This is a genomic window from Klebsiella sp. GFKo11 (assembly GCF_056490265.1).
Genome location: NZ_CM151369.1, coordinates 3363750 through 3383125, shown reverse-complemented (window position 1 = coordinate 3383125; position 19376 = coordinate 3363750). Strand labels below are relative to the sequence as shown.

Genomic DNA, 19376 nt, shown 5'->3' with positions numbered 1-19376 from the left:
GGCCCGAGAGGCGCACATTATCAGTAATCTCAGTCAGCGTTTTTAAGGTCTTCCGCACGTTTGGCGGTGGCGTAGACAAAATCCAGCATCGGTTCGAGGTCGGTGTCATAGCCAGCCTGAATGATTTTGCCGCGAAGCCATTCGATCTCGCTGGCAATATCCGAGTGGAATATATTGTTGTCCTGGGCTTTGCGTAGCCATTTCAGCAGGAAGTTATTCTTCCCGCGAACGCCGCCCGATTTCTTTGAATTTGCGTGTATTTTCAGCGCAACCAGAATGCAGTAATAGAAATGAACGCGCTGATTAAAACTTTGGTGCATGTCTTTTATTTCCCGCCAGAATCAGGTTGAGGACGGGCATGGACCTTAATCATGCGGTCTCTGATATCCACCCGTGCCACCATTGCGCCGCCAGCCGGACGCTGAGGCGATGGTGGCACGGAAGCCGAATAGCAGTCAAATATTGATTAGTTTTTTACCAGGCAACGCGAGAAACGCCGTCCGAAGAGTATTCCTCAGGCCCGCTGCAAATCAGCGCGTTGTCGTAGATAAATTCGCAAAATCAATATAAATGCCAGCGCGACCACCACCGCGGCGAGCAAATAAATAGTGTCCAGATCGTAATAACCCGCCACCCATCCGGCAACCGGGCCGGTTAACCCCAGCGCCAGATCGAGAAATGCCGAATAGGTACCCAGGGCCGTTCCCTGGTTTTGCTCTTCGACCTGCTTTACCGCTTCAACCCCAAGCGCCGGGAAGACCAGCGAAAAACCTGAACCCGTGAGGAATGCGCCGATTCCGGCAATCCACGCAGAGGGGGCATACCAGATGATCAGCAGGCCCAGACACTCCACCACAAAACAGGCTAATGATACCGGCACGCCGCCGTAGCGGGTAATCATGTTGCCCAACACCAGGCGGATGCAGATAAAGCCGACGCTGAAAAGGGAAAGTGTAAACGCCGCGCCTTGCCAGCTATGGGCGGAAAAGTAGAGCGTAATAAAGGTGGCGATAACCCCGAAACCCACGGTGCTCAGCGCCAGCCCCATCCCGTAAGGCCAGATTTTTCGCACCACCACATGAAACGGTGCCCGGATACCCGCCGTCACGCTGACGTCCTGACGGGTACGGGCAAACAGTAGCCCCACGATGGCCACCAGCACCACGACAATGGCAAATCCGCTAATGCCAAAATAGCTATTGAGCAGCACCCCCAGCGGGGCACCGACCGCCATCGCCACATAGGTCGCCACGCCGTTCCATGAAATAACTCGCGAAGTGTGGATCGCGCCAACGGTTTTAATCCCCCACAAGGTTGCGCCGGTGGCGGTAAAACTTTCCCCGACGCCGAGGAAAATACGGCCGACCAGTAAAGCGGTCACCGCCAGCGGCGGCACGGCCTGCAAAAGGACGGCGAGCAGGGTAAACAGCCCGCTCAACATGCAGCAAATAATCCCCAGACTGACAACTTTTTTTGGCCCCCAGATATCGGTATAGCGGCCTGCATGGGGGCGGCTGACCAGCGTGGCGATGTACTGAAGGCTGATGACCACCCCGGCGATAAAGGTGCTGTATCCCAGTTGGTAATGGATATAGCCGGGCAACACGGCGAGCGGCAGGCCAATCGAGAGATAACAAATACAGGTAAAGACAACGATCGAAATAATGCGCAGATTAAGCTGAGTGGTGCTGACGGAAGTGGTCATAACGCTAAGTATTTAAAACAAAAGGGAAGCTAAGCATAGCGCAGTGCTGCCGGGCGCGACGAGCAGACCATGCGCTTTCTCAATGATTCAGCCAAACCTACTAAAAATTCTAATGTGTGAAGAGGAATCTGGGCAAGCGGCACGCAACAGAGTATAAAATTTGTTAAATCATCACGGACAATGACCAGGAGAAAGAGTATGGAAGACGATTTAGCGGGTATGGATGTGTTGTTTGTTGCGGGCTTTGGGCCGATAACGCAATCAACCTCAGACAGTAGCGCATTTTATACCGATGCGCTGGGCCTGCCGTTAAAACCGATGCCCAATAATGAAGATTACTTGCTCACCGATCATGACGCGTTGGGTGGGGTAAAACATTTTGCCCTCTGGCCGCTGGCACAGGCCGCTCGCTCCTGTTTTGGCGCCGACCGTTGGCCTGACGATCTCCCCATTCCCCAGGCGTGGATCGAGTTTGAAGTGTGCGATATCGACTCCGCGACCGACGTGTTGAAAGCCAGAGGCTACCGTCTGCTGGTCGATAACCGCATGGAACCCTGGGGCCAGACCGTGACGCGGCTGCTTAGCCCGGAAGGACTGCTGACCGGGGTTACCGTCACCCCGTGGCTGCGCGAGGACATCTCCAGATAAAATGTCGGGATGGTTTTCTCCCTCTCCCTGTGGGAGAGGGCCGGGGTGAGGGCATCTGTGCGAATATCCTCCTCACCCTAATCTCTAACCGAAGGGGAGAAGGAACCGCCTCTCAGCTCTTCAGGGGAAGGATAAGTCACTACGACCAGCTTCTGTTTTGCAGCACGACCCGATAGCCGTCGTGGTCGACAAAGGTTTTACCGTTCACATTCCAGTACGGATTAAACGCGCTGGCCTGCGCAAAACCGGCGGCCAGCATTTTCTCGCATTGCGCCTGCCACTGTGCAATTTGCGGGTAATACAGCACCAGCAAATCTTCCTCGCTGGGCGAGGGCGTTACCGGATGGTGGTGGCAGAGAGTGAATTCAAGGTGCCAGCCGAGATCCCGACGACCAACCATCATCCCACTAAAGCCATCATGGTCGGAAAACTGCGCGATTTGCTCAAGCCCCAGCCCTTCACAGTACATTTTGCTACTGAATGAAAGGTGGACGACCGGTCTGGCGATACGCATTTGAATAAGTGTCATAAGTACCTGTCTTGATGAACGTTTGGTCGAATGACTGTATCTGCTTTTACCTACGGCATTTGTCGCGAAGGACTTGCAAGTTGTCAGTACTCGATTGCGGGAATATGAAATTTATTTGATTGCCTCAGTAGAGGCATTTGCCTAAAATCCTCGCTTTCGGAGAGACAAAATGTCCGTCGCAGATTCCCTTCTTGCTTACTCTTTCGCAGCACTCTTGCTGACTCTTACTCCTGGCCTTGATACGGCCCTGATCTTGCGAACGTCCACTGTGGAAGGCGGTAAAAAAGCCTTCCAGGCAGCGTTAGGTATTGATGCCGGGTGCTTTATCTGGGGCGCGGTGGTCGCCTTTGGTCTTGGGGCGTTGCTGGCGGCATCGGCGCTGGCGTATGACCTACTAAAGTGGTGTGGTGCCGTTTATTTGTGTTGGTTGGGCGTTCAGTTAATTCTCCGACCGCGCCGTCATTTTAATAGCCAGGAAATAACGACGAGACAGGCCAGCAACTGGTTTTTAAAAGGGATGCTGGGCAATGTGCTTAATCCCAAGATGGGCATATTTTATGTGTCTTTCCTGCCGCAATTTATTCCCGCCGGCCACTCTCCGGTGGGCTGGACATTTCTGCTGGTCGCCATTCATGTCCTGATCGGCACACTGTGGTCGCTAACTCTCATAATAGCCAGCCGTTATGCTGCTAATCTGTTGAAAACGCCGCTGTTTGTTCAGTGGATGGATCGCGCTACCGGCGGCGTTTTTATGCTGTTTGCCGCCAAACTGGCGCTAAGCCATCGCTAAATGATCCCGGACCTAGCTGTTCGGGGCTCAAACCAGCTTGACGCCATATTTCGCCCTCCGACGAAGCATCTCCATACCTTTTACGTAAAGTCTCTCACCATGCAGGGCGACAAGCCTCTGCATGGAGTCACTTGCGCGTCGGGTTAACCGATATCATAATGAAAAGAGAATAATAATTAACAATAATTCTCTTTTTGAGATTAAATTAAAGGGGTAACAGGTGAACGTTGGCGAAATCAGACCTGAGTTAAAGGCTTTTCTACTGGCGCTGGCCGGTTCAGTCGTACTGATCATTGGCATGGGCTACGGGCGTTTTGCCTATACCGGCATCCTGCCGCTGATGCTGAACGAGCAGGTGCTCTCGCTGCGCGAAGGCAATCTTGCCGCCTCGGCAAACTACGCCGGTTATCTGGCGGGCGCATTGCTGCTGGCGAAAACCAGGCCTGCGGACGCCAGATTGTTAAGTCTACTTTCCGCGCTGCTAACGTTGCTGTGCATGGCTGTACTGGCATTTTTAGTTTCGCCACTGGCGATTATCGTGGTACGCGGTATTGCTGGATTGTTGAGCGCGGTCACGCTGATTGCCGCTTCGCTGTGGCTGCTACAGCATATGAAGCATCATAACGGCGCGCCGGTGCTTTATTCCGGCGTCGGGATGGGAATATTTCTGTCGGCTGAAGTTATCTACCTGGGCAAGTCGCTGGCGCTCTCCAGCCAGCAAATCTGGTTGATATGTGCAATAAGCGCTGGCGTCCTGTTTGTGTTGGCTCTGCGCTTATTGCTGAGTCCGGCCGATTATCTTATCGCTTACAAACCTGCCGATACCGCACAGCATGAGCAGGCAGAGGGCGGGGCGCGCGAGGCGTGGAAACTGCTGCTGATATATGGCCTGGCCGGTTTCGGCTACATTATTACCGCCACCTATCTGCCGCTGTTTCTCAGCGGTTCGCTGAACGCCATCGATCCGGTGCAAATCTGGGCTATCTTCGGACTTGCGGCGGTTCCGTCATGTTTTGTCTGGCATCGGCTGGTGATTAAGTTTGGCTATCGCCGCGCGTTTACTGCAAATCTGCTGATTCAGGCGGTCGGCGTGATCCTTCCAGCGTGGAGCCATTCGTTACCCTTTTGCATATTGAGCGCGCTGCTGGTTGGTTTCACCTTTTTGGGGACAGTGACTATCGCGCTATCGCAGGGAAGGCGGCTGAACCATCTGGTGTCATTCAATATGGTTGCGGCGATGACCGCGACCTATGGCGTAGGGCAAATTATCGGCCCGCTGGTCGCCGAGGCGCTGTATAACCGCAGCGGATCGTTCAATCCTTCGCTGAGTGCGGCGACATTTGCGCTTCTGGTCGCCGCTGCGCTGGTCGTTATGGGAGTCCGGCGGCAGTCAAATGTCGGACGCTGATTCAAGGATCTGGCGCATATGTTCAAGGGCCGGTGAGGTATAGCCTTTGCGCCAGATAAGTTGCGTGATCGCTTGTCCGACCGGCTGCACCTGGCACCCCAAGGGAAACGCCAGGGTATCAAGCACGCTTTGTGGCAACAGGCAGGCGTAGCCGCCGGAGGCCACACAGGCGATCATCGCGTGGTATGAGCTGACGTCCTGAATGTCGACCTGCGTGTCTACCCACTGAGCCAGGAAAATTTCGCCCTGTGCCCGGTAGGAACAGCCTTCCGGGAAGGCGGCAAAGCGAAAATTTTGCTGATTAACCGGGATGACCAGTACCAGTTGTTCATTAAATATCGGCACGGATTCAATGTCGGCAGGTGCGGCTGCGTTTTGCGGCAGGCAGACCAGTGCGCAATCGAGAGAAGCGTCAAGCACCTGCTGAATAAGCGGGCGGGTCGGCTGCGTTTTTAGCGTCAGCGTCACCTCCGGGCATTGGGTGTGGAAGAGAGGGAGAAGCTGCGGCAGACGGCTGGCGGCGGTGGCATCCATCGCCCCCATGCGTAAATTCCCCCCCGGCATGGCTGGATGCAGCGCCTGTTTGGCCTCTTCGGCGAGGCTGAGGATCTTCACGGCATAGCCCAAAAAGTTCTCCCCGGCGGGCGACAGCAGCATCTTCTTATTGCCGCGGGCAAAAAGTTCAACTTCCAGCTCTTCTTCCAGTTGATGAATGCGGGTGGTGATATTGGATTGCGCCCGCCCGAGAAGCTTTGCCGCACGGGTGACGCTCTGCTCCTGCGCCACCGTTTTGAAAATCTGTAATGTGGTGTGGTTCATATTTTTATTCTTAATTTGAAAATAATATTGATATTAGCATCTCTAAAAGAGATTTTAATCAGCCAATCGCGCAAATTTTAACAGGACAGCCCATGAGCAACCGGCTTACGCAGCAGCTTGATATCGATTATCCCATTATTCAGGCACCGATGGCGGGGGTCTCGACGCCGGAACTGGCGGCGGCGGTGAGCCATGCCGGGGCGCTTGGCTCGCTGGGGCTGGGATCGTCTACGGTGGCTCAGGCTGAAGCGTTAATTAACCGGACCCGGCAGTTAACGACGCGACCGTTTAACGTCAATCTGTTTTGCCACGACCCTGCGATCCGCGACCCGCAGCGTGAGGCGCAGTGGATTGAGCAATTGCGCCCCGAGTTTTCCCGTTTTAATCGTCATCCCCCCGAAACGCTGGCGGAAATTTATCTCAGTTTTCAACAGAATCCACAGATGGCAGAGCTGCTGCTCGACCTCGCTCCGGCGGTGATCAGCTTTCATTTTGGCATCCCGGATCGGGAGGTTATCCGCCGGATGCGCGAAAAAGGTATCGTCACCCTGGCGAGCGCCACCTGCGTTAAGGAAGCGCTATGGATCGCAGCGCACGGGATCGATATGGTTGTTGCGCAGGGCTACGAAGCCGGTGGTCATCGTGGGATGTTTGACCCGCTCGCGCCCGACGGGCAGATGAGCACCTTTACCCTGGTTCAGGCGCTGAAACAGCAGATGGAATTACCGATCATTGCTGCAGGCGGGATTATGGACGGCGCGGGAATTAACAGCGTGATGAACCTTGGCGCTGAGGGCGTACAGCTTGGCACGGCCTTCTTGCTGTGCCCGGAATCCGCCGCCGATGCTGGTTATCGGCAGGCTATTAAAGACCGTTCCGATGGGCAGACTTTTTTAACCTCGGCGATTTCCGGGCGTCCGGCAAGATGTATTGCGAATGGCTGGCGTGAGATGAAAGAATTGCACGCGGTACCGGCGTATCCCGTGGCTTACGATGTCGGGAAAGCGCTGGCGACTGCGGCAAAGGCCCAGGGCGATCATCAGTACGGCGCGCACTGGGCGGGACAGGGCGTTAATCTTATTCGTGAGCTTTCGGCGGCTGAACTGATTCAAACCCTGATTAGCGAAAGCGGTTTTCAATAGCGAAAACCGCATGTCCCGCTAACGTCGGTGCGCTAAACCGCGCACCAGACGGTCGCCGACCATCTGTACGCCCTGCACAAGCGCGACCAGAATCAGTACCGTCCCGACCATCACCTCATTATTAAAACGCTGATAGCCGTATCGGATCGCCAGGTCCCCCAGCCCGCCGCCGCCAATCACGCCCGCCATCGAGGAAAAACCGATCAGCATCACGATGGTTAGCGTGATGCCCGCCAGCAGCGTCGGCAGCGCTTCCGGCAAAAGCGATTTAAAGATGACGTGCCAGATATTGCCGCCCATCGACAAAATCGCCTCGATACGCCCGTAATCCACCTCATCCAGCGCATTCTCAGTGAGCCGAGCGAAGAACGGAAAAGCGCCAATCGTGATCGGAACCACTGCGGCAGTACTGCCCAGGGTGGTGCCGATAATCAGTCGGGTGAAAGGGATCAACGCAATCAGCAGGACGATAAACGGCAGCGAACGCCCAAAGTTGATAATTGCTCCCAGTATTGTGTTTAGCTTTGGCATCGGCGACAGACCATTGCGACGTGAGACAAACAGTAGCACGCCGGTAGGTAGCCCGATCAGCACCGTAAACAGTGCCGCCAGACCGACCATATAAATGGTATCTACCGTGCCCTGAAGCAACAGCGGCCAGAGATCTTGCCAACTCATGCTACCCCGCATAATGGCCTCCCGTGAAATCCGTGGCGGGCGAGAAAATCCCGTTCCGCCTGAGGGTCATGCAGTAGCGATTGTCGCAGCCGTGACCACGGGGCCACCAGCAGATCGGCAATTCTCCCGCTTTCAATAATCTCCCCGTGCTCCAGCAGCGCCGCGTGATCGCAGAGGGTTTTTACCACCTCCAGCTCGTGGGTGATTAGCACGATAGTCAGGTTCAGTTGTTGATTAATATTTGCCAGCAGGCTAAGCACCGAGGCGGTGGTCTCAGGGTCGAGGGCGCTGGTGGCCTCATCACACAGCAGGACATCCGGCCTTGCCGCCAGCGCGCGGGCGATACCGACGCGCTGCTTTTGCCCACCGGAAAGTTGAGACGGGAAGGCGACGGCTTTGTCCGCCAGCCCCACCAGCTCAAGCAGTTCCATCACGCGCGCCTGGCGAGCGGCTTTTGGCACTTTGGCGATCTCCAGCGGCACCGCGATATTGTCGGCCACGCTGCGGGCGTGAAGTAAATTAAAGTGCTGGAAGATCATCCCGGTGCGCAGCCGATACTCGCGCAGCGCGGTTTTATCCATCCTGGTAATATCATTTCCGTTCACAATAATGCGGCCCGCAGTGGGCCGCTCCAGCAAATTCAGGCAGCGTATCAGCGTACTTTTGCCTGCACCGCTGCGCCCGAGGATGCCGTAAACGGCACCTTTTGGTACTTGCAGAGAGACATCGTTTAACGCCGGTCGGCCTGTTCCGGCATAGGTTTTACTCAGCCCGACAACCTCAATCATGACTGAGGGGCTACCGGGATCACCGATCCGTTATATTGTTTACGGATAAATTCAGCAACCTGCGGTGAAGTGAGGTCTTTTGCCAGCGCCTTGATGCGCGGATCGTTAGCCAGCTCCGGCGTGGTCACCAGGATATTGGCATAAGGGTTATTGGTGGCGCTTTCCAGACCCAGCGCGTCTTTTGCCGGAACCAGTCCGGCTTCCAACGCATAGTTACCGTTGATCACCGCCAGGTCGACGTCGTCCAACGACCGAGAATTTGTGGCGATTCAATTTCAAGAATCTTCAGATGCTTCGGGTTTTCGACGATATCTTTCGGTGTCGCCAGCGTGGTCGCCGGGTCGGTGAATTTTGCCGCCAGCTTAATCAGCCCCTGGCTTTGCAGTAGAAACAGCGCGCGGCTCAGGTTAGTAGTGTTGTTTGGCACCGCCACGGTGGCATTCTCAGGCAACGATTTAAAATCTTTATGTTTGCGCGAATAAATGCCCAGCGGCTCAATATGCACGGTCGCCGCAACGGCAAACGTTTTGCCGAGCGCCTTTTCTTGATCCTTCAGATAGGGCACGTGCTGGAAATAGTTGGCATCGACGTCGCCGTTAGCCAGCAGTTCGTTGGCATTCACGCCGCTGGTTAATTCGACAATTTTCAAATCGAGGCTGGGATCGATTTTTTTAATGTAGTTCAGGATTTCAGCGTGCGGCACCGGGTCAGCGGCAACGCGCAGCGCGGCGGCCTGAGCGGAAGTCCACGCCAGAGAGAGAGACAGTGCGACCCCTGCCAGTTTAAATGCGGCATATTTCATTATCTTATTCCTTTTGCTTGTTGTTATGTTTAAACGATCAATTGCTCGGCGCGTTCGCGAAAGACATCCTGGTAGTAACGTTCAGCGACATCAGGATGCGAGCGCAGACGTCCTTTCAAATAATTCCAGCCCACTTCACGCAGCAGCGGGTTTTGCGGGTCGCTATCCGGTCCGAGGGCTTCACGGGCCAGTTCGGGAGGAAGCGTATAAACGGGGACCACGGTATCCAGTTGCGCGCCGAGGAAGAAAGCAATCGACAAACGCTGCCGTGTGGCGGGCGGAGAGACCACCCGGTGCACCGTCGCGCGCAGATAGCCGTTGGTTGCCAGTTCCAGCAGCTCGCCAATATTCACGACAAAGCTTCCCGCCAGCGGCGTGGCGTCAATCCAGCGGTCGGGTGAAACTTCGACCTGCAATCCTTTTTGCTCATCCTGTAACAGAAAGCTGAGAAAACCGGAATCCTTGTGCGCGCCGACGCCCTGGGCGCTTTGCGTTTCCTGTTGGCCCGGGTAGCGGATCAGCTTGATATGCTCGTTGGGTTTATCGCCATACAGGCCATCAAAGGCATCCTGCGGCAGGTGCAGTGCTTCGGCAAACGCGCGCAGCAGCGTGATCCCAACCTGGGTCATCTCCTGCTGCCAGGTTAGCAATGTCGGTTTGAGTGAGGGCAAGGCTTCGGGCCATAAATTTGGCCCCTGCAGGCGCTGCCAGCGCGGGGCGCGTTCGTTGAGCGTGAGCGCCGGGCGCTCGGCACCGATATCGAACTGCTCGCGCCAGTCCGGCTGACCACGGGTTAATTCCGATGCGGCGCGGTTGTAGCCACGAAAGTGCGGAGAGTGAATCATTGCCACCTGCTGTTTTTGTTCATCCGCAAGGGCAAAGAAATCGCGGGACTGCTGCTGGACGGCCTGTTGCAGCGAGGCATCAACGCCGTGGTTAATCAGATAAAAGAAGCCAATATCGCGTGCCGCGTGGCGCAGGTCGGCGAGGAACGCCGTTTTCTCAGCGGGGTTCGCGTAGCGGGCAAGATCCAGTATCGGTAGGGTTGTCGCGTTCATTGTGTTCTCCGAAGGCGGTTTTCAGGCATTTTCGTTTAGTCAGATTCAGGGTTCGGGGACAACAACAGCGCATGATCGATTCCTCAGTCGGGTGGTTGAAGCCAGCTTGCCTTAAGCGAAAATAATCAACCAATAACGTTCTTTTCTAATTTATGTCTGCGCAGGGTTCTGTGCTTTTGCGAATTTTGGCTAAGAGGAGGGTGAGTCGGGTTGCGCACGGCGTCGTGAGCCAGTATGGTGGGCGAAATTTTTCTATTCAGGTAAAAACACGGTCATGCAGCACGCAAAAGATCCTCTGCACGGTATCACGCTGGAAGCCCTGCTCAACGCGCTGGTCGCTAAATACGGTTGGGCTGAACTGGCGAAGCGCATCAATATTAATTGCTTTAAAAGCGATCCGAGTATTAAGTCGAGCCTGAAGTTTTTACGCCGCACGCCGTGGGCGCGCAAAGAGGTGGAGGAGCTGTATATCGACTCGCTGACGGATGTGGCGTCAGACGTTGCGGATGCCCCGACAGAGAGTCCGTGGGCGAACTGGCAGAAAAAGTAAGGAGCGCAGCGGATATTTCCGCGCGCTCCTTTTGCTATGTCTTACTTACTGAAGATTACCCGCCGTCAGGCTCTCTTTATCGAAAGCATGGCTGACATCAATATGGTTCTGATGCACCGAGGTATCTATATTTGAACCTGCTTCTGGTCGCGCAAAGCTATTCTCTGCGGCCATCACGGTAGATGACAGTGTAGCGGCCAAAAGCAGTGCGGTGACCACGCTGATTTTTTTCATATTTAATTCCTTATTTCATCGTGTTGTCGCTGTCGCCTGTTCTTTTGGCGGCCCGGCAATGTTGTCGATCTTATTTAGTTAGTTCAGCAGTCATATGCACGCGGTTATTAAACTGAGCGCTGGTAATTTTGTATGACGCGCCTTGTTCTGCTGCCTGAGCGGCGATTTTGGCTTCTGCGCGGTCCAGAGTTGAGGCACTGGCGCTAACGCTTTGTGCAAAAGAACCGAAAGAGATCATAGAGAGAGCAGCAACTGCAACGAAAGTTTTGATGGATTTCATGGTCGTATTCCTTATGTGTTTTGTCAGTGTTGGAGCGTTGTTGCCCCGATGTGATAAATAATAGACCGAGCATGCGGTGATTAAAATCGAAACAATTTGCGCATCTTTTTCAGAAAAATTGAATGATTTTGGCGTTTCAGTGTTAACCCCACTGAATGGTGATGCATTGGTTACAATCCGGACTTAATACCATAACAAATATATAAAAAGTTATTTTTCGACTTTAGATATGTTTTTTTGGTGATGCTTCCAATTAGTAGAACATGTGTTTTTCAATAAACGTCCCGATGACTTTTTCGTGGATCTCTACTGAACGCGAGAAGCAGATTGTTTTACGAGCCAAGCGCTTAATGCGGGTGCGCAGCGTCAGGTTATTGCGCTCAATCCGTTGGGTGAATATTTTTCCGGTCAGATGCTTATCCTTCGGCACCTCCCGGCCATAGCTGCCCCAGTCGTCGCTGGTGATCATGCCGATGTTGAATGGCGTAAGCAGTGCCAGTAGTTCCCGGCAGGTTTCATCGGTACGGGGACCAAAAGTGTAGGCCAGTACACCCCCTGTTTTGGTGTTATACGCGTACCAGAGCCAGTGTTGCCGGGCTTTACTGCCAACGAAACTCCATTGCTCATCAAGTTCGCAGATAAGCGCCACATCAGCATGAGCAACGGGCGAAGACGTTATTCGCTTTGGCGTGAGTTTTTTAAAGTCCGGATGACGGTGTTAATGCCAATTTTCAGTGTTCTGGCGGTATCGCGAACCCCGGCGCCATTGAAGGCCATTTCAGTGATCAGCTCTTTAATGCCCGGCTTACGGGCCTCATAAGTGTAAGTGAGCTGAAAAACGCGGTGGCAGTCACGGCAGCGAAATCTGTCATGGCCTTTAGGGTTCTGACCATGGCGGTAGACCTGTGCAGACTGACAACGAGGACAATGAATGTTAACGCTGGCCATGAAAGAACCTCAAAAGCCCGCATTATACATCAGATTCAACTAATTAGAGGCATCACCGTTTTTTTCTTGTTTGCTATCCCCTGAACCGCAGCAATATAGTTTTTACACAGCAACAAACGTCGATAAGCGGCGGATTGGAAAATATATTCACGAATATCTCATTATGATAACTCTCGATAAAATCAGTAAAAGTTTTTCCGGTGAGCGGGTACTCAAAGATGTTTCATTGAGCGTAAATCCCGGCGAAATTATTTGCATTATTGGCCCTAGCGGCTCAGGAAAAACAACGCTATTGCGGACGCTTAATTTTTTAGAACCCGCAGATAGCGGACAAATTAAAATAGATGATGTGGCGCTGGACTGTGCAGAGGCGGGTAAAAAGGAAATTGAAAAGCTACGCGCCAAAACCGCAATGGTTTTTCAATCGTGGAATCTTTTTCATAATCTTACCGCACTGCAAAATATCACCGAAGGCTTGATTTATGCCAAAAAACACTCGCGACAGGAGGCTGAAAACATTGCCGAACGGTTATTAAAACAGGTAGGGCTACTGCATAAGAAAGACCACTATCCTCATAGCCTTTCCGGTGGGCAAAAGCAGCGCATCGGTATTGCCCGCGCGTTGGCAATCAACCCCGCTGTACTGCTGCTGGATGAGCCGACTTCGGCGCTGGATCCGGAGAAAGTCGGCGAAGTGCTGGAACTGATACAGACGATTGCCGCCGAGGGGCAGACGATGATTATCGTCACTCACGAAATGGAGTTTGCCCGCCAGGTGGCTTCTCGGGTGGTGTTTATGGAAAACGGCGAAATTGTTGAACAGGGGCCCGCGGAGCAGATATTTGGTGCCGCGCAGCAGGGGCGAACCCGGGCGTTTCTGGCTCGCTTGCACTACCATGGTTGAGGCTAAAGATGGACAATAACGCGTTGTTTAGCTGGCAGGATATCATCCAGATTATCCCCAAACTGCTGGAGAATTTACCGATCACCCTCGGGATGACCTTCGCATCATTGCTGTTGGGGCTGATGCTGGCGCTGATTATTGTGGTGCTACAATTTAGTCGATTTACGCCGCTCAGGATTGTTGCAAAAGGGTATACCGATATTCTGCGCGGGGCACCGCTGGCGCTGCTGATCCTGCTGTTTTTCTTCGGTGGCAAACTGATTCTGACGGCGCTGGCGCTTCCACCGCTGTTGGTTGGCGATACCACCTTTGCCATTTTATCTATCTCGGTCAGCATCAGTCCTTATTTCGCCGAAATGATCCGCTCGGCATGGAATGCAATAGATATTGGCCAAAAGGAGGCGATTCGAAGCCTGAATATTCCTTGGCACATTGGCATTCGGCGAATTATTTTCCCCCAGGGATTAATTATTGCTATTCCCAACTTTGGTAATCTTTTAATCAATCTGGTGAAGATGACCTCTCTGGTGAATATTATTGGTATTGTCGATATTTTTGGTCGGGCACAGAAGATCTCACAAAATAGCTATGGTGCTAAACAGGTTGCGGCCTTTATTAGTGTGATAATCGTCTACTGGTTGCTGAATAGTATTATTCTCTATTTTACCACCCGTATTGAAAAGAAATATCAGTTCCTGCTGGAGTGACAGATTAACATGTTTAGCTTTGCATTCATTCGGGATAATTTTACCTTTATTTTGAGCGCACTACCGGTGACTCTGGCGATAACGCTCTTATCACTACTTTTTTCTACCCTGCTGGGGGCAGTGCTGGCATATGTCATTATTCGCCAGACACCCGGCGTTAAATATGTGGCGAAGATATTCATCTCCTTTGGCCGTTCGGTACCGGTACTGGTGATGCTCTATTTCTTTTTTTATGTCTGGCCGTGGATTGCCGCCGGACTGTTTGGCGGCCCGCAGGAGAATATGTTCAGCTATAAGCTCTCACCGCTAGTGGCGGCGGTAACCGCGCTGTCGCTGATCTTCAGTGCTTATTTTGCCGAGACCTTTCGCGCCGGATGGAACGCGGTTGATAAAGGGCAGCGGGAGGCCGCCTGGTCGATTGGCGTCAGCGGGTTTACCCAGTTTCGGCGGATTATCTTTCCGCAGGCAGCGGTATCCGCGCTGCCTAACTTCACCAGCGTGCTGATCGATCTGATTAAGGATACCTCGCTGGTTTATACCATCACCGTTATTGACCTTATGGCGAAAGCCAACATCGCCGCCGCACGCGGCTTCCACTTTGTCGAAGCATATTGCGTGGTGCTGGTGATTTACATCGTGTTGTGTCTGGCGATCGCCCGGGCATTGCGCAGCGTAGAAATATCTCTGAGCGCACGCTGGCGAGGAGATGCACAAAAAAGAGTGGCAACTTTATCATTTTGGGGAAAGTATTTTGAAAAATAAAACGTTACTGGTGAGTTCTTTGTTCCTGACAATGGGAATTAGCGCTGCGCAGGCTGCTGAAAAAAGCCCGACGGCGAAAACGGTAGAAGTGGTGGTGAATGCCAACGGTTTTCCTTTTAGTTTTGTTGACGATAACAATACTATTACCGGTTATGATGGCGATCTGTTAAAGGTGCTGGATCAGCGGCTGGCCAATTATAAATTTCATTTTAATGCTGTCTCGCGCGATGCGATGATAGTCGGCTTATCTACCGGGGCCTATACCCTCGCGGCGGATCACTTTTATCTCACTAAAGAGCGGGCAGAAAAATACGAACACTCCGGTGAACCGACCGGGATCAGCGATTTACGCCTGATCGTGCGTAATAACGAGAACGATATTCATAATCTTGGCGATCTTGCCAGCGGTAAGAAAAAGCTGGTGCCGATTCATACCACCGATGCGCGCTATACGGTGATTGAAAACTACAATAAAAAGCACCCGACGCAGCAAATTAATCTGCAACCGAATGGTGAGCAGTCTGCCGCTGATATTTTTAAAGCGGTGGCTTCAGGTGAATACGATGCGGCAATTTATCCTATTGGCGCGCTGCTGGCGTTAAATAAGGCGCTAAATCTTAACCTTAAAGCTTCGGATTCTGTCGGCTTATTCCCTAACGTCTATTTATATAAAAAGAATACCGATCCACAGTTGATCAAAGAGATTGATAGCCAACTGGCGGCCCTGAAAAAGGACGGCACGCTCGCCGAGCTTTCACGTAAGTGGTACGCCGAAGATGTGTACGCCTTACCGGGCGCCAATGACGTCAAAGTCAATACCGACTGGGAATAAGCGCATGAGCGAAATCACCGCAAAACTGGTGCATAACGTGGCAACCTTAACTGATGAAGTCACTCTGGCACTGCGCGCGATCACCGAAAAGCGGGCGGCAACCCTCGGTTATCTGCTTGATGAAAGCCGCCAGCGTAACATCACTGATGATTTTGCCCGTGAGGCGATTCGTCATTATGGCCGGGATATTGGGCATAAGATACGCGCGCAGATGCACGATGGACGAGATCTGGAAGCGTTCGCCAGGCTGTTTACTCGCGGTCTTGAATCTCAGGTTTATGAGATGGAGCCCGTCAGTGCCAGCCGCACGGAATTTATCGTCCTGTTTCACTATTGCCCTTACGTCAACTGCTGGCGGCAGCAGGGGCGCGATGCCCGTGAAGTTGAGACGCTGTGCGATATCTGTATGGAAGGCGACCATGCGTTAACCGACGCATTCCCGGGACTGAAGTTAGACGTACAGACCGCGCTGGCTCGCGGTGACGCAGTCTGTCGGCTGCGTTTTTATCAGTCAGAAGAGCAGGAGGCATAATGGCAAATGTTCATTTTATCGGGGCCGGGCAGATGGCGGAGGCGATTATTCGCGCGTCTTTAAGCAACGGCACGCTGCGAGCGGAAGAGATCTCGCTGGAGGATATTGATGGTACGCGAGTTGATTATCTGCAAAACCACTATTCGCTGCCGGACGGTCGCGGGTTAACGGACGCTTCTCTGGTGGTATTGGGGATCCGTCCGCAGGACAATCTGACGGCGGTAGCTGACCGTGCTCGTTCGCAATTGACGGGGGGAACGACGGTTGTTTCATTGATTGCTGGAGTGACGCTGGAAAAACTGTCCTCCTTGTTTGGCGCTGAAACGCCGATTGTCAGGGTGATCCCCAATACTCTGACCGATACCGGATTTGGCTATAGCGGCGTGACCCTAAACGCCCTGGCCAGCACGGAGCGGGTCGAGCCGTTTCTGCGCGGTTTCGGCAAAGTACTGTATCTGCCGGAACGATTGATCGATATCTTCACCGGTTTTGGCGTCGCAGGTCCCAACTATATCTACTACTTTATCGAGTCCTTTACCGATGCCGGGGTGTTGGCTGGGTTGTCGCGGACTCAGGCCACGGAAGTGGTGCTGGAAAATCTGCTCGGCGCGGTAGAGATGCTGCGCCGCAGCCAGAAGCATCCGCGCCAGCTTCTGGATATCAACAATTCACCGGCGGGAGTGGGGATTCACGGTCTGTACGAGCTGAATAGTAGTGATTTCGCCGCTGGGCTTCAGCGTAGCGTGCTGGCGGCGGTCAGGCGCACTCGCGAATTAGGGCAGGGCTAAAACTCTTCTCCCCGCGACAGGTCACGCAGTGCGCCCGGCGCTTTGCCGGTGATGCGTTTAAAGGCGCGGCTAAAGGCGGCATGCGAACTGTAGCCCAGTTTGAAGGCCACTTTTTCCAGCGCCTGTCCCTCATGGGAAATGTACTGCACCGCCAGCCGCATCCGCAGCTCGGTCAGGTAGCGGGCTGGTGTGGTACCGGTGGCGGAGAGAAAACGTTCGGCAAATACCGAGCGTGAGGTCCCCGCCTCGCGGGCCAGATCTTCGACTTTCCAGTTGATGCCGGGCTGTTGGTGCATGACGTAAATGGCTTTGGCCAGCTTTGGGTCGCGCAGCACCTGCACCCAACCGGTGGCATTGCCGCAACCGCACTCCACCCAACCCCGCACAATCAGCGCGGCGACCACATCCGCCAGCCGCGCCAGAATGCCAGCATAGCCCGCCTGACGCGTCAGGGTTTCACGCTCCATGGCGGCGAGCATCGGCTGGATCTCCGGGCGAGTGGTCAACAGGCTGCTGACCAGCATCACTTCGGGCATCGCTTTGACCAGCGGCTGCATGCCGCCCAGTTCGAAGTCCATGCAGCCGCTAAAGATAATGGCGCTGCCATTTTTCGCGTCGTCGCCCTCATTTTTAACACAACACACGGTGCTGCAAACCGGTTCGCTGGGAAGCTTCAGGACGTTCATCACCGGGGCCTGTTCGTCGGAAAGCAACGCGTGGCTATCGCCGTTGGGAATAAATAACGCATCGCCGCTTGCCAGCGTCAGACGTTGACCGCTGGCCATGCGCAGCAGCACCGGGCCCCGGCTAATAAAGTGGAACTGCGCTTTGCCGGGCACATGGCTGAACTCGACGCCGAACGGGCGGCTGGTCTCGATGCGGCGATAGTTAACGCCGGAAAGACGCATGCCGCGCAGCAGTTCACTGGTGAGATCGAGGGCTTGCTGAGTCATTACATCACTCCCGGACGAATTATCAATAATTGCAGAGTATGTATCATAGATCGTCCGAACAGAACCGCCTAATCTTAACGAAATGTTAATTGTTCTGGAGAGATGTATATGAGTTCTTGCATTGCCGCTGAAGAGAGTCTGGCAAGCGCTAAACCCGCGTGGCGCGCCGTTTATGCGCTGGCGCTGGGGGTGTTCGGCCTGATTGTCGCTGAGTTTCTTCCTGCCAGCTTGTTAACGCCGATGGCGGCAAGCCTCGGGGTCAGCGAAGGCATGGCGGGGCAGGCGGTAACCGCAACGGCGCTGGTGGCGTTGTTCACCGGCCTATTGATCACTACTGCGACCAGAAACATTGACCGCCGCTGGGTGCTGATGTTTTTTTCCGTTTTGCAAATCATCTCCAGCATGATGGTGGCCTTCGCCGGAACGCTTGAGTTTTTACTACTTGGACGATTGTTGTTAGGGATTGCGATTGGCGGCTTCTGGTCGATGTCGACCGCCACCGCTATGCGCCTGGTTCCGGCGGCGATGGTACCGAAAGCGCTGGCGATCATCTTTTCTGCTGTGTCGATTGCCACCGTGGTTGCCGCGCCGCTGGGGAGCTATTTCGGCGCGCTGATAGGCTGGCGCAACGTGTTTATTATTTGCGCATTGCCGAGCGTAGTTGCGCTGTTGTGGCAGCTGTGGGTATTGCCTTCGATGCGCCCGGAAAGCGCGGGCAGCTTCGCGACGCTGTTTAAGGTGTTGCGCCGTCCGAGCATGATTGGCGGAATGTTGGCGACGATCCTCATTTTCAGCGGTCACTTTGCCTTCTTCACCTATCTGCGACCGTTTCTGGAGACCGTGGCGCAGGCCAGCGTTGAAGGGGTTTCCCTGATCTTGTTGGGTTTTGGGGTAGCGAACTTCATCGGTACGTCGATTGCCGGTCATCTGCTGGCCAGAAGTCTGCGCATGACGCTGGCGTTGGTGCCGCTGGCGATGAGCGTGCTGGCGCTGATGATGGTGACGTTCGGGCACTTCGCGCTGTTGGATGGTTTGTTAGTGGCGATGTGGGGTTTTGCCTTTGGCCTGGTGCCGGTGGGTTGGTCAACGTGGCTTGCCACTACGGTTCCTGATGAAGCGGAAAGCGCGGGCGGGCTGTTGGTGGCATCTATTCAATTGGCGATTGGCGCAGGCGCGGCAGGCGGCGGAGCGGTGTTCGATCTTAACGGTGCCAGCGGGGTTTTCGCCGGTAGCGGCTTGTTGCTGGTCAGCGCGATGGTGATTGTGTTGTTTGCGGTAAGAGTCAAACCGGTGGTAAATGAGGAATAGTGAAGTTCCCCGGAGGCGGTGCTGGCGCACCTGTCCGGGCTTGTATGATGACTCCATCAGAAAGAACCGGCCAGTTCTCTCTGATGGCGGTCCGGATGCCGTGTCCGGGCTTAGGCTTTCGCGCCTGTTCCGTAGATCTTTGCACCGGACTGCCGTTCTTTCTCATGTGATAAACCGGACAGTATCATGGACCGGCTTTCACCGGTAACCC

23 protein-coding genes and 1 pseudogene are annotated in these 19376 nt (G+C 54.0%); 12 read left to right on the top strand and 12 right to left on the bottom strand.

The genetic code is table 11. The features are described 5' to 3' along the window. Positions 1-29 precede the first annotated feature (29 nt). Positions 30-320: a hypothetical protein gene (locus tag AC07P6_RS16485; RefSeq protein WP_110274731.1), complete on the bottom strand. Its 291-nt coding sequence runs from the start codon at positions 318-320 to the stop codon at positions 30-32. Positions 321-514: 194 nt separating this feature from the next. Further along, positions 515-1705: an MFS transporter gene (locus tag AC07P6_RS16480; protein WP_478313745.1), complete on the bottom strand. Its 1191-nt coding sequence runs from the start codon at positions 1703-1705 to the stop codon at positions 515-517. Positions 1706-1903: 198 nt separating this feature from the next. On the opposite strand from AC07P6_RS16480, the gene AC07P6_RS16475 reads away from it, so the two are divergent. Further along, positions 1904-2353: a VOC family protein gene (locus tag AC07P6_RS16475; protein WP_478313743.1), complete on the top strand. Its 450-nt coding sequence runs from the start codon at positions 1904-1906 to the stop codon at positions 2351-2353. Positions 2354-2492: 139 nt separating this feature from the next. Here AC07P6_RS16475 and AC07P6_RS16470 read toward each other — a convergent pair whose 3' ends face one another. Beyond that, positions 2493-2882: a VOC family protein gene (locus tag AC07P6_RS16470; protein ID WP_478313742.1), complete on the bottom strand. Its 390-nt coding sequence runs from the start codon at positions 2880-2882 to the stop codon at positions 2493-2495. A gap of 169 nt (positions 2883-3051) precedes the next feature. On the opposite strand from AC07P6_RS16470, the gene AC07P6_RS16465 reads away from it, so the two are divergent. Then, positions 3052-3672: a LysE family translocator gene (locus AC07P6_RS16465; protein WP_478313740.1), complete on the top strand. Its 621-nt coding sequence runs from the start codon at positions 3052-3054 to the stop codon at positions 3670-3672. A 220-nt stretch (positions 3673-3892) separates the two neighbouring features. Continuing rightward, positions 3893-5080: a YbfB/YjiJ family MFS transporter gene (locus tag AC07P6_RS16460; RefSeq protein WP_478313738.1), complete on the top strand. Its 1188-nt coding sequence runs from the start codon at positions 3893-3895 to the stop codon at positions 5078-5080. Here AC07P6_RS16460 and AC07P6_RS16455 read toward each other — a convergent pair. Then, positions 5063-5899, bottom strand: a complete 837-nt coding sequence (locus AC07P6_RS16455; protein ID WP_478313736.1) for a LysR substrate-binding domain-containing protein — start codon at positions 5897-5899, stop codon at positions 5063-5065. The genes AC07P6_RS16460 and AC07P6_RS16455 overlap by 18 nt on opposite strands. Positions 5900-5991: 92 nt before the next feature. Here AC07P6_RS16455 and AC07P6_RS16450 point away from each other — a divergent pair, with 92 nt between their 5' ends. After that, complete coding sequence (locus AC07P6_RS16450; protein WP_434658961.1) at positions 5992-7041, top strand: NAD(P)H-dependent flavin oxidoreductase; 1050 nt, start codon at positions 5992-5994, stop codon at positions 7039-7041. 18 nt (positions 7042-7059) lie between these two features. Here AC07P6_RS16450 and AC07P6_RS16445 read toward each other — a convergent pair whose 3' ends face one another. The 4 genes and pseudogenes from AC07P6_RS16445 to AC07P6_RS16430 all read right to left on the bottom strand — a co-directional run bounded on the left by AC07P6_RS16445 (position 7060) and on the right by AC07P6_RS16430 (position 10367). Next, complete coding sequence (locus AC07P6_RS16445) at positions 7060-7719, bottom strand: methionine ABC transporter permease (protein WP_304258917.1); 660 nt, start codon at positions 7717-7719, stop codon at positions 7060-7062. Next, positions 7716-8507: a methionine ABC transporter ATP-binding protein gene (locus tag AC07P6_RS16440; RefSeq protein ID WP_478313734.1), complete on the bottom strand. Its 792-nt coding sequence runs from the start codon at positions 8505-8507 to the stop codon at positions 7716-7718. Before AC07P6_RS16440 ends, AC07P6_RS16445 begins: the two co-directional genes overlap by 4 nt. Then, positions 8504-9309 (bottom strand): annotated as a pseudogene (locus AC07P6_RS16435) (MetQ/NlpA family ABC transporter substrate-binding protein). The gene AC07P6_RS16440 and the pseudogene AC07P6_RS16435 overlap by 4 nt, the downstream one beginning before the upstream one ends. A 29-nt stretch (positions 9310-9338) precedes the next feature. Next, positions 9339-10367, bottom strand: a complete 1029-nt coding sequence (locus AC07P6_RS16430; protein ID WP_478313732.1) for an isopenicillin N synthase family dioxygenase — start codon at positions 10365-10367, stop codon at positions 9339-9341. 274 nt (positions 10368-10641) lie between these two features. Between AC07P6_RS16430 and AC07P6_RS16425 the strand changes: the two genes are divergently transcribed. Then, positions 10642-10917, top strand: coding sequence for a VF530 family protein (locus AC07P6_RS16425; RefSeq protein ID WP_142462423.1), 276 nt, complete (start codon positions 10642-10644; stop codon positions 10915-10917). Between the two features lie 45 nt (positions 10918-10962). Here AC07P6_RS16425 and AC07P6_RS16420 read toward each other — a convergent pair whose 3' ends face one another. From AC07P6_RS16420 to AC07P6_RS16410, 3 genes are all read right to left on the bottom strand, one after another. After that, the gene (locus tag AC07P6_RS16420; RefSeq protein WP_110274718.1) at positions 10963-11151 is read right to left on the bottom strand and encodes a hypothetical protein; all 189 of its coding nucleotides are present in this window, start codon (positions 11149-11151) and stop codon (positions 10963-10965) included. Between the two features lie 70 nt (positions 11152-11221). Beyond that, entirely contained in the window at positions 11222-11431 is a 210-nt protein-coding gene (locus AC07P6_RS16415; protein ID WP_110274717.1) for a YdgH/BhsA/McbA-like domain containing protein, read from the bottom strand. Between the two features lie 253 nt (positions 11432-11684). Further along, a protein-coding gene (locus AC07P6_RS16410; protein ID WP_087786203.1) for an IS1-like element IS1N family transposase occupies positions 11685-12379 on the bottom strand; the annotation gives its coding sequence in 2 pieces (ribosomal slippage) (positions 11685-12133 and positions 12133-12379; 696 coding nt in all). A 163-nt stretch (positions 12380-12542) separates the two neighbouring features. Here AC07P6_RS16410 and AC07P6_RS16405 point away from each other — a divergent pair. From AC07P6_RS16405 to AC07P6_RS16380, 6 genes are read left to right on the top strand one after another with little or no spacing between them, the layout of a single operon-like run. Then, on the top strand, positions 12543-13283 hold the full coding sequence (locus AC07P6_RS16405; RefSeq protein WP_478313730.1) for an amino acid ABC transporter ATP-binding protein: 741 nt from the start codon (positions 12543-12545) through the stop codon (positions 13281-13283). A gap of 8 nt (positions 13284-13291) precedes the next feature. Beyond that, the gene (locus tag AC07P6_RS16400; RefSeq protein WP_142513704.1) at positions 13292-13990 is read left to right on the top strand and encodes an ABC transporter permease subunit; all 699 of its coding nucleotides are present in this window, start codon (positions 13292-13294) and stop codon (positions 13988-13990) included. A gap of 9 nt (positions 13991-13999) precedes the next feature. Beyond that, positions 14000-14752, top strand: a complete 753-nt coding sequence (locus AC07P6_RS16395; protein ID WP_304258929.1) for an amino acid ABC transporter permease — start codon at positions 14000-14002, stop codon at positions 14750-14752. Next, on the top strand, positions 14742-15584 hold the full coding sequence (locus AC07P6_RS16390) for a transporter substrate-binding domain-containing protein (RefSeq protein ID WP_434658955.1): 843 nt from the start codon (positions 14742-14744) through the stop codon (positions 15582-15584). Before AC07P6_RS16395 ends, AC07P6_RS16390 begins: the two co-directional genes overlap by 11 nt. A gap of 4 nt (positions 15585-15588) precedes the next feature. Further along, positions 15589-16116, top strand: coding sequence for an L-2-amino-thiazoline-4-carboxylic acid hydrolase (locus AC07P6_RS16385; RefSeq protein WP_478313728.1), 528 nt, complete (start codon positions 15589-15591; stop codon positions 16114-16116). Next, entirely contained in the window at positions 16116-16904 is a 789-nt protein-coding gene (locus AC07P6_RS16380; protein WP_478313726.1) for a pyrroline-5-carboxylate reductase family protein, read from the top strand. Before AC07P6_RS16385 ends, AC07P6_RS16380 begins: the two co-directional genes overlap by 1 nt. Here the strand turns inward: AC07P6_RS16380 and AC07P6_RS16375 are convergent. Next, a complete protein-coding gene (locus AC07P6_RS16375; protein WP_478313724.1) occupies positions 16901-17857 on the bottom strand; it encodes an AraC family transcriptional regulator in 957 nt (318 codons plus the stop codon). The two genes, AC07P6_RS16380 and AC07P6_RS16375, sit on opposite strands and share 4 nt — an antisense overlap. A gap of 108 nt (positions 17858-17965) precedes the next feature. Between AC07P6_RS16375 and AC07P6_RS16370 the strand changes: the two genes are divergently transcribed. After that, complete coding sequence (locus AC07P6_RS16370) at positions 17966-19165, top strand: MFS transporter (protein WP_478313722.1); 1200 nt, start codon at positions 17966-17968, stop codon at positions 19163-19165. Positions 19166-19376 lie beyond the last annotated feature (211 nt).

Coding starts and splice junctions, on each gene's coding strand:
- AC07P6_RS16485 (WP_110274731.1), bottom strand. CDS start 320: ATGCACCAAAGTTTTAATCAGCGCGTTCATTTCTATTACTGCATTCTG.
- AC07P6_RS16480 (WP_478313745.1), bottom strand. CDS start 1,705: ATGACCACTTCCGTCAGCACCACTCAGCTTAATCTGCGCATTATTTCG.
- AC07P6_RS16475 (WP_478313743.1), top strand. CDS start 1,904: ATGGAAGACGATTTAGCGGGTATGGATGTGTTGTTTGTTGCGGGCTTT.
- AC07P6_RS16470 (WP_478313742.1), bottom strand. CDS start 2,882: ATGACACTTATTCAAATGCGTATCGCCAGACCGGTCGTCCACCTTTCA.
- AC07P6_RS16465 (WP_478313740.1), top strand. CDS start 3,052: ATGTCCGTCGCAGATTCCCTTCTTGCTTACTCTTTCGCAGCACTCTTG.
- AC07P6_RS16455 (WP_478313736.1), bottom strand. CDS start 5,899: ATGAACCACACCACATTACAGATTTTCAAAACGGTGGCGCAGGAGCAG.
- AC07P6_RS16450 (WP_434658961.1), top strand. CDS start 5,992: ATGAGCAACCGGCTTACGCAGCAGCTTGATATCGATTATCCCATTATT.
- AC07P6_RS16445 (WP_304258917.1), bottom strand. CDS start 7,719: ATGAGTTGGCAAGATCTCTGGCCGCTGTTGCTTCAGGGCACGGTAGAT.
- AC07P6_RS16440 (WP_478313734.1), bottom strand. CDS start 8,507: ATGATTGAGGTTGTCGGGCTGAGTAAAACCTATGCCGGAACAGGCCGA.
- AC07P6_RS16430 (WP_478313732.1), bottom strand. CDS start 10,367: ATGAACGCGACAACCCTACCGATACTGGATCTTGCCCGCTACGCGAAC.
- AC07P6_RS16425 (WP_142462423.1), top strand. CDS start 10,642: ATGCAGCACGCAAAAGATCCTCTGCACGGTATCACGCTGGAAGCCCTG.
- AC07P6_RS16420 (WP_110274718.1), bottom strand. CDS start 11,151: ATGAAAAAAATCAGCGTGGTCACCGCACTGCTTTTGGCCGCTACACTG.
- AC07P6_RS16415 (WP_110274717.1), bottom strand. CDS start 11,431: ATGAAATCCATCAAAACTTTCGTTGCAGTTGCTGCTCTCTCTATGATC.
- AC07P6_RS16405 (WP_478313730.1), top strand. CDS start 12,543: ATGATAACTCTCGATAAAATCAGTAAAAGTTTTTCCGGTGAGCGGGTA.
- AC07P6_RS16400 (WP_142513704.1), top strand. CDS start 13,292: ATGGACAATAACGCGTTGTTTAGCTGGCAGGATATCATCCAGATTATC.
- AC07P6_RS16395 (WP_304258929.1), top strand. CDS start 14,000: ATGTTTAGCTTTGCATTCATTCGGGATAATTTTACCTTTATTTTGAGC.
- AC07P6_RS16385 (WP_478313728.1), top strand. CDS start 15,589: ATGAGCGAAATCACCGCAAAACTGGTGCATAACGTGGCAACCTTAACT.
- AC07P6_RS16380 (WP_478313726.1), top strand. CDS start 16,116: ATGGCAAATGTTCATTTTATCGGGGCCGGGCAGATGGCGGAGGCGATT.
- AC07P6_RS16375 (WP_478313724.1), bottom strand. CDS start 17,857: ATGACTCAGCAAGCCCTCGATCTCACCAGTGAACTGCTGCGCGGCATG.
- AC07P6_RS16370 (WP_478313722.1), top strand. CDS start 17,966: ATGAGTTCTTGCATTGCCGCTGAAGAGAGTCTGGCAAGCGCTAAACCC.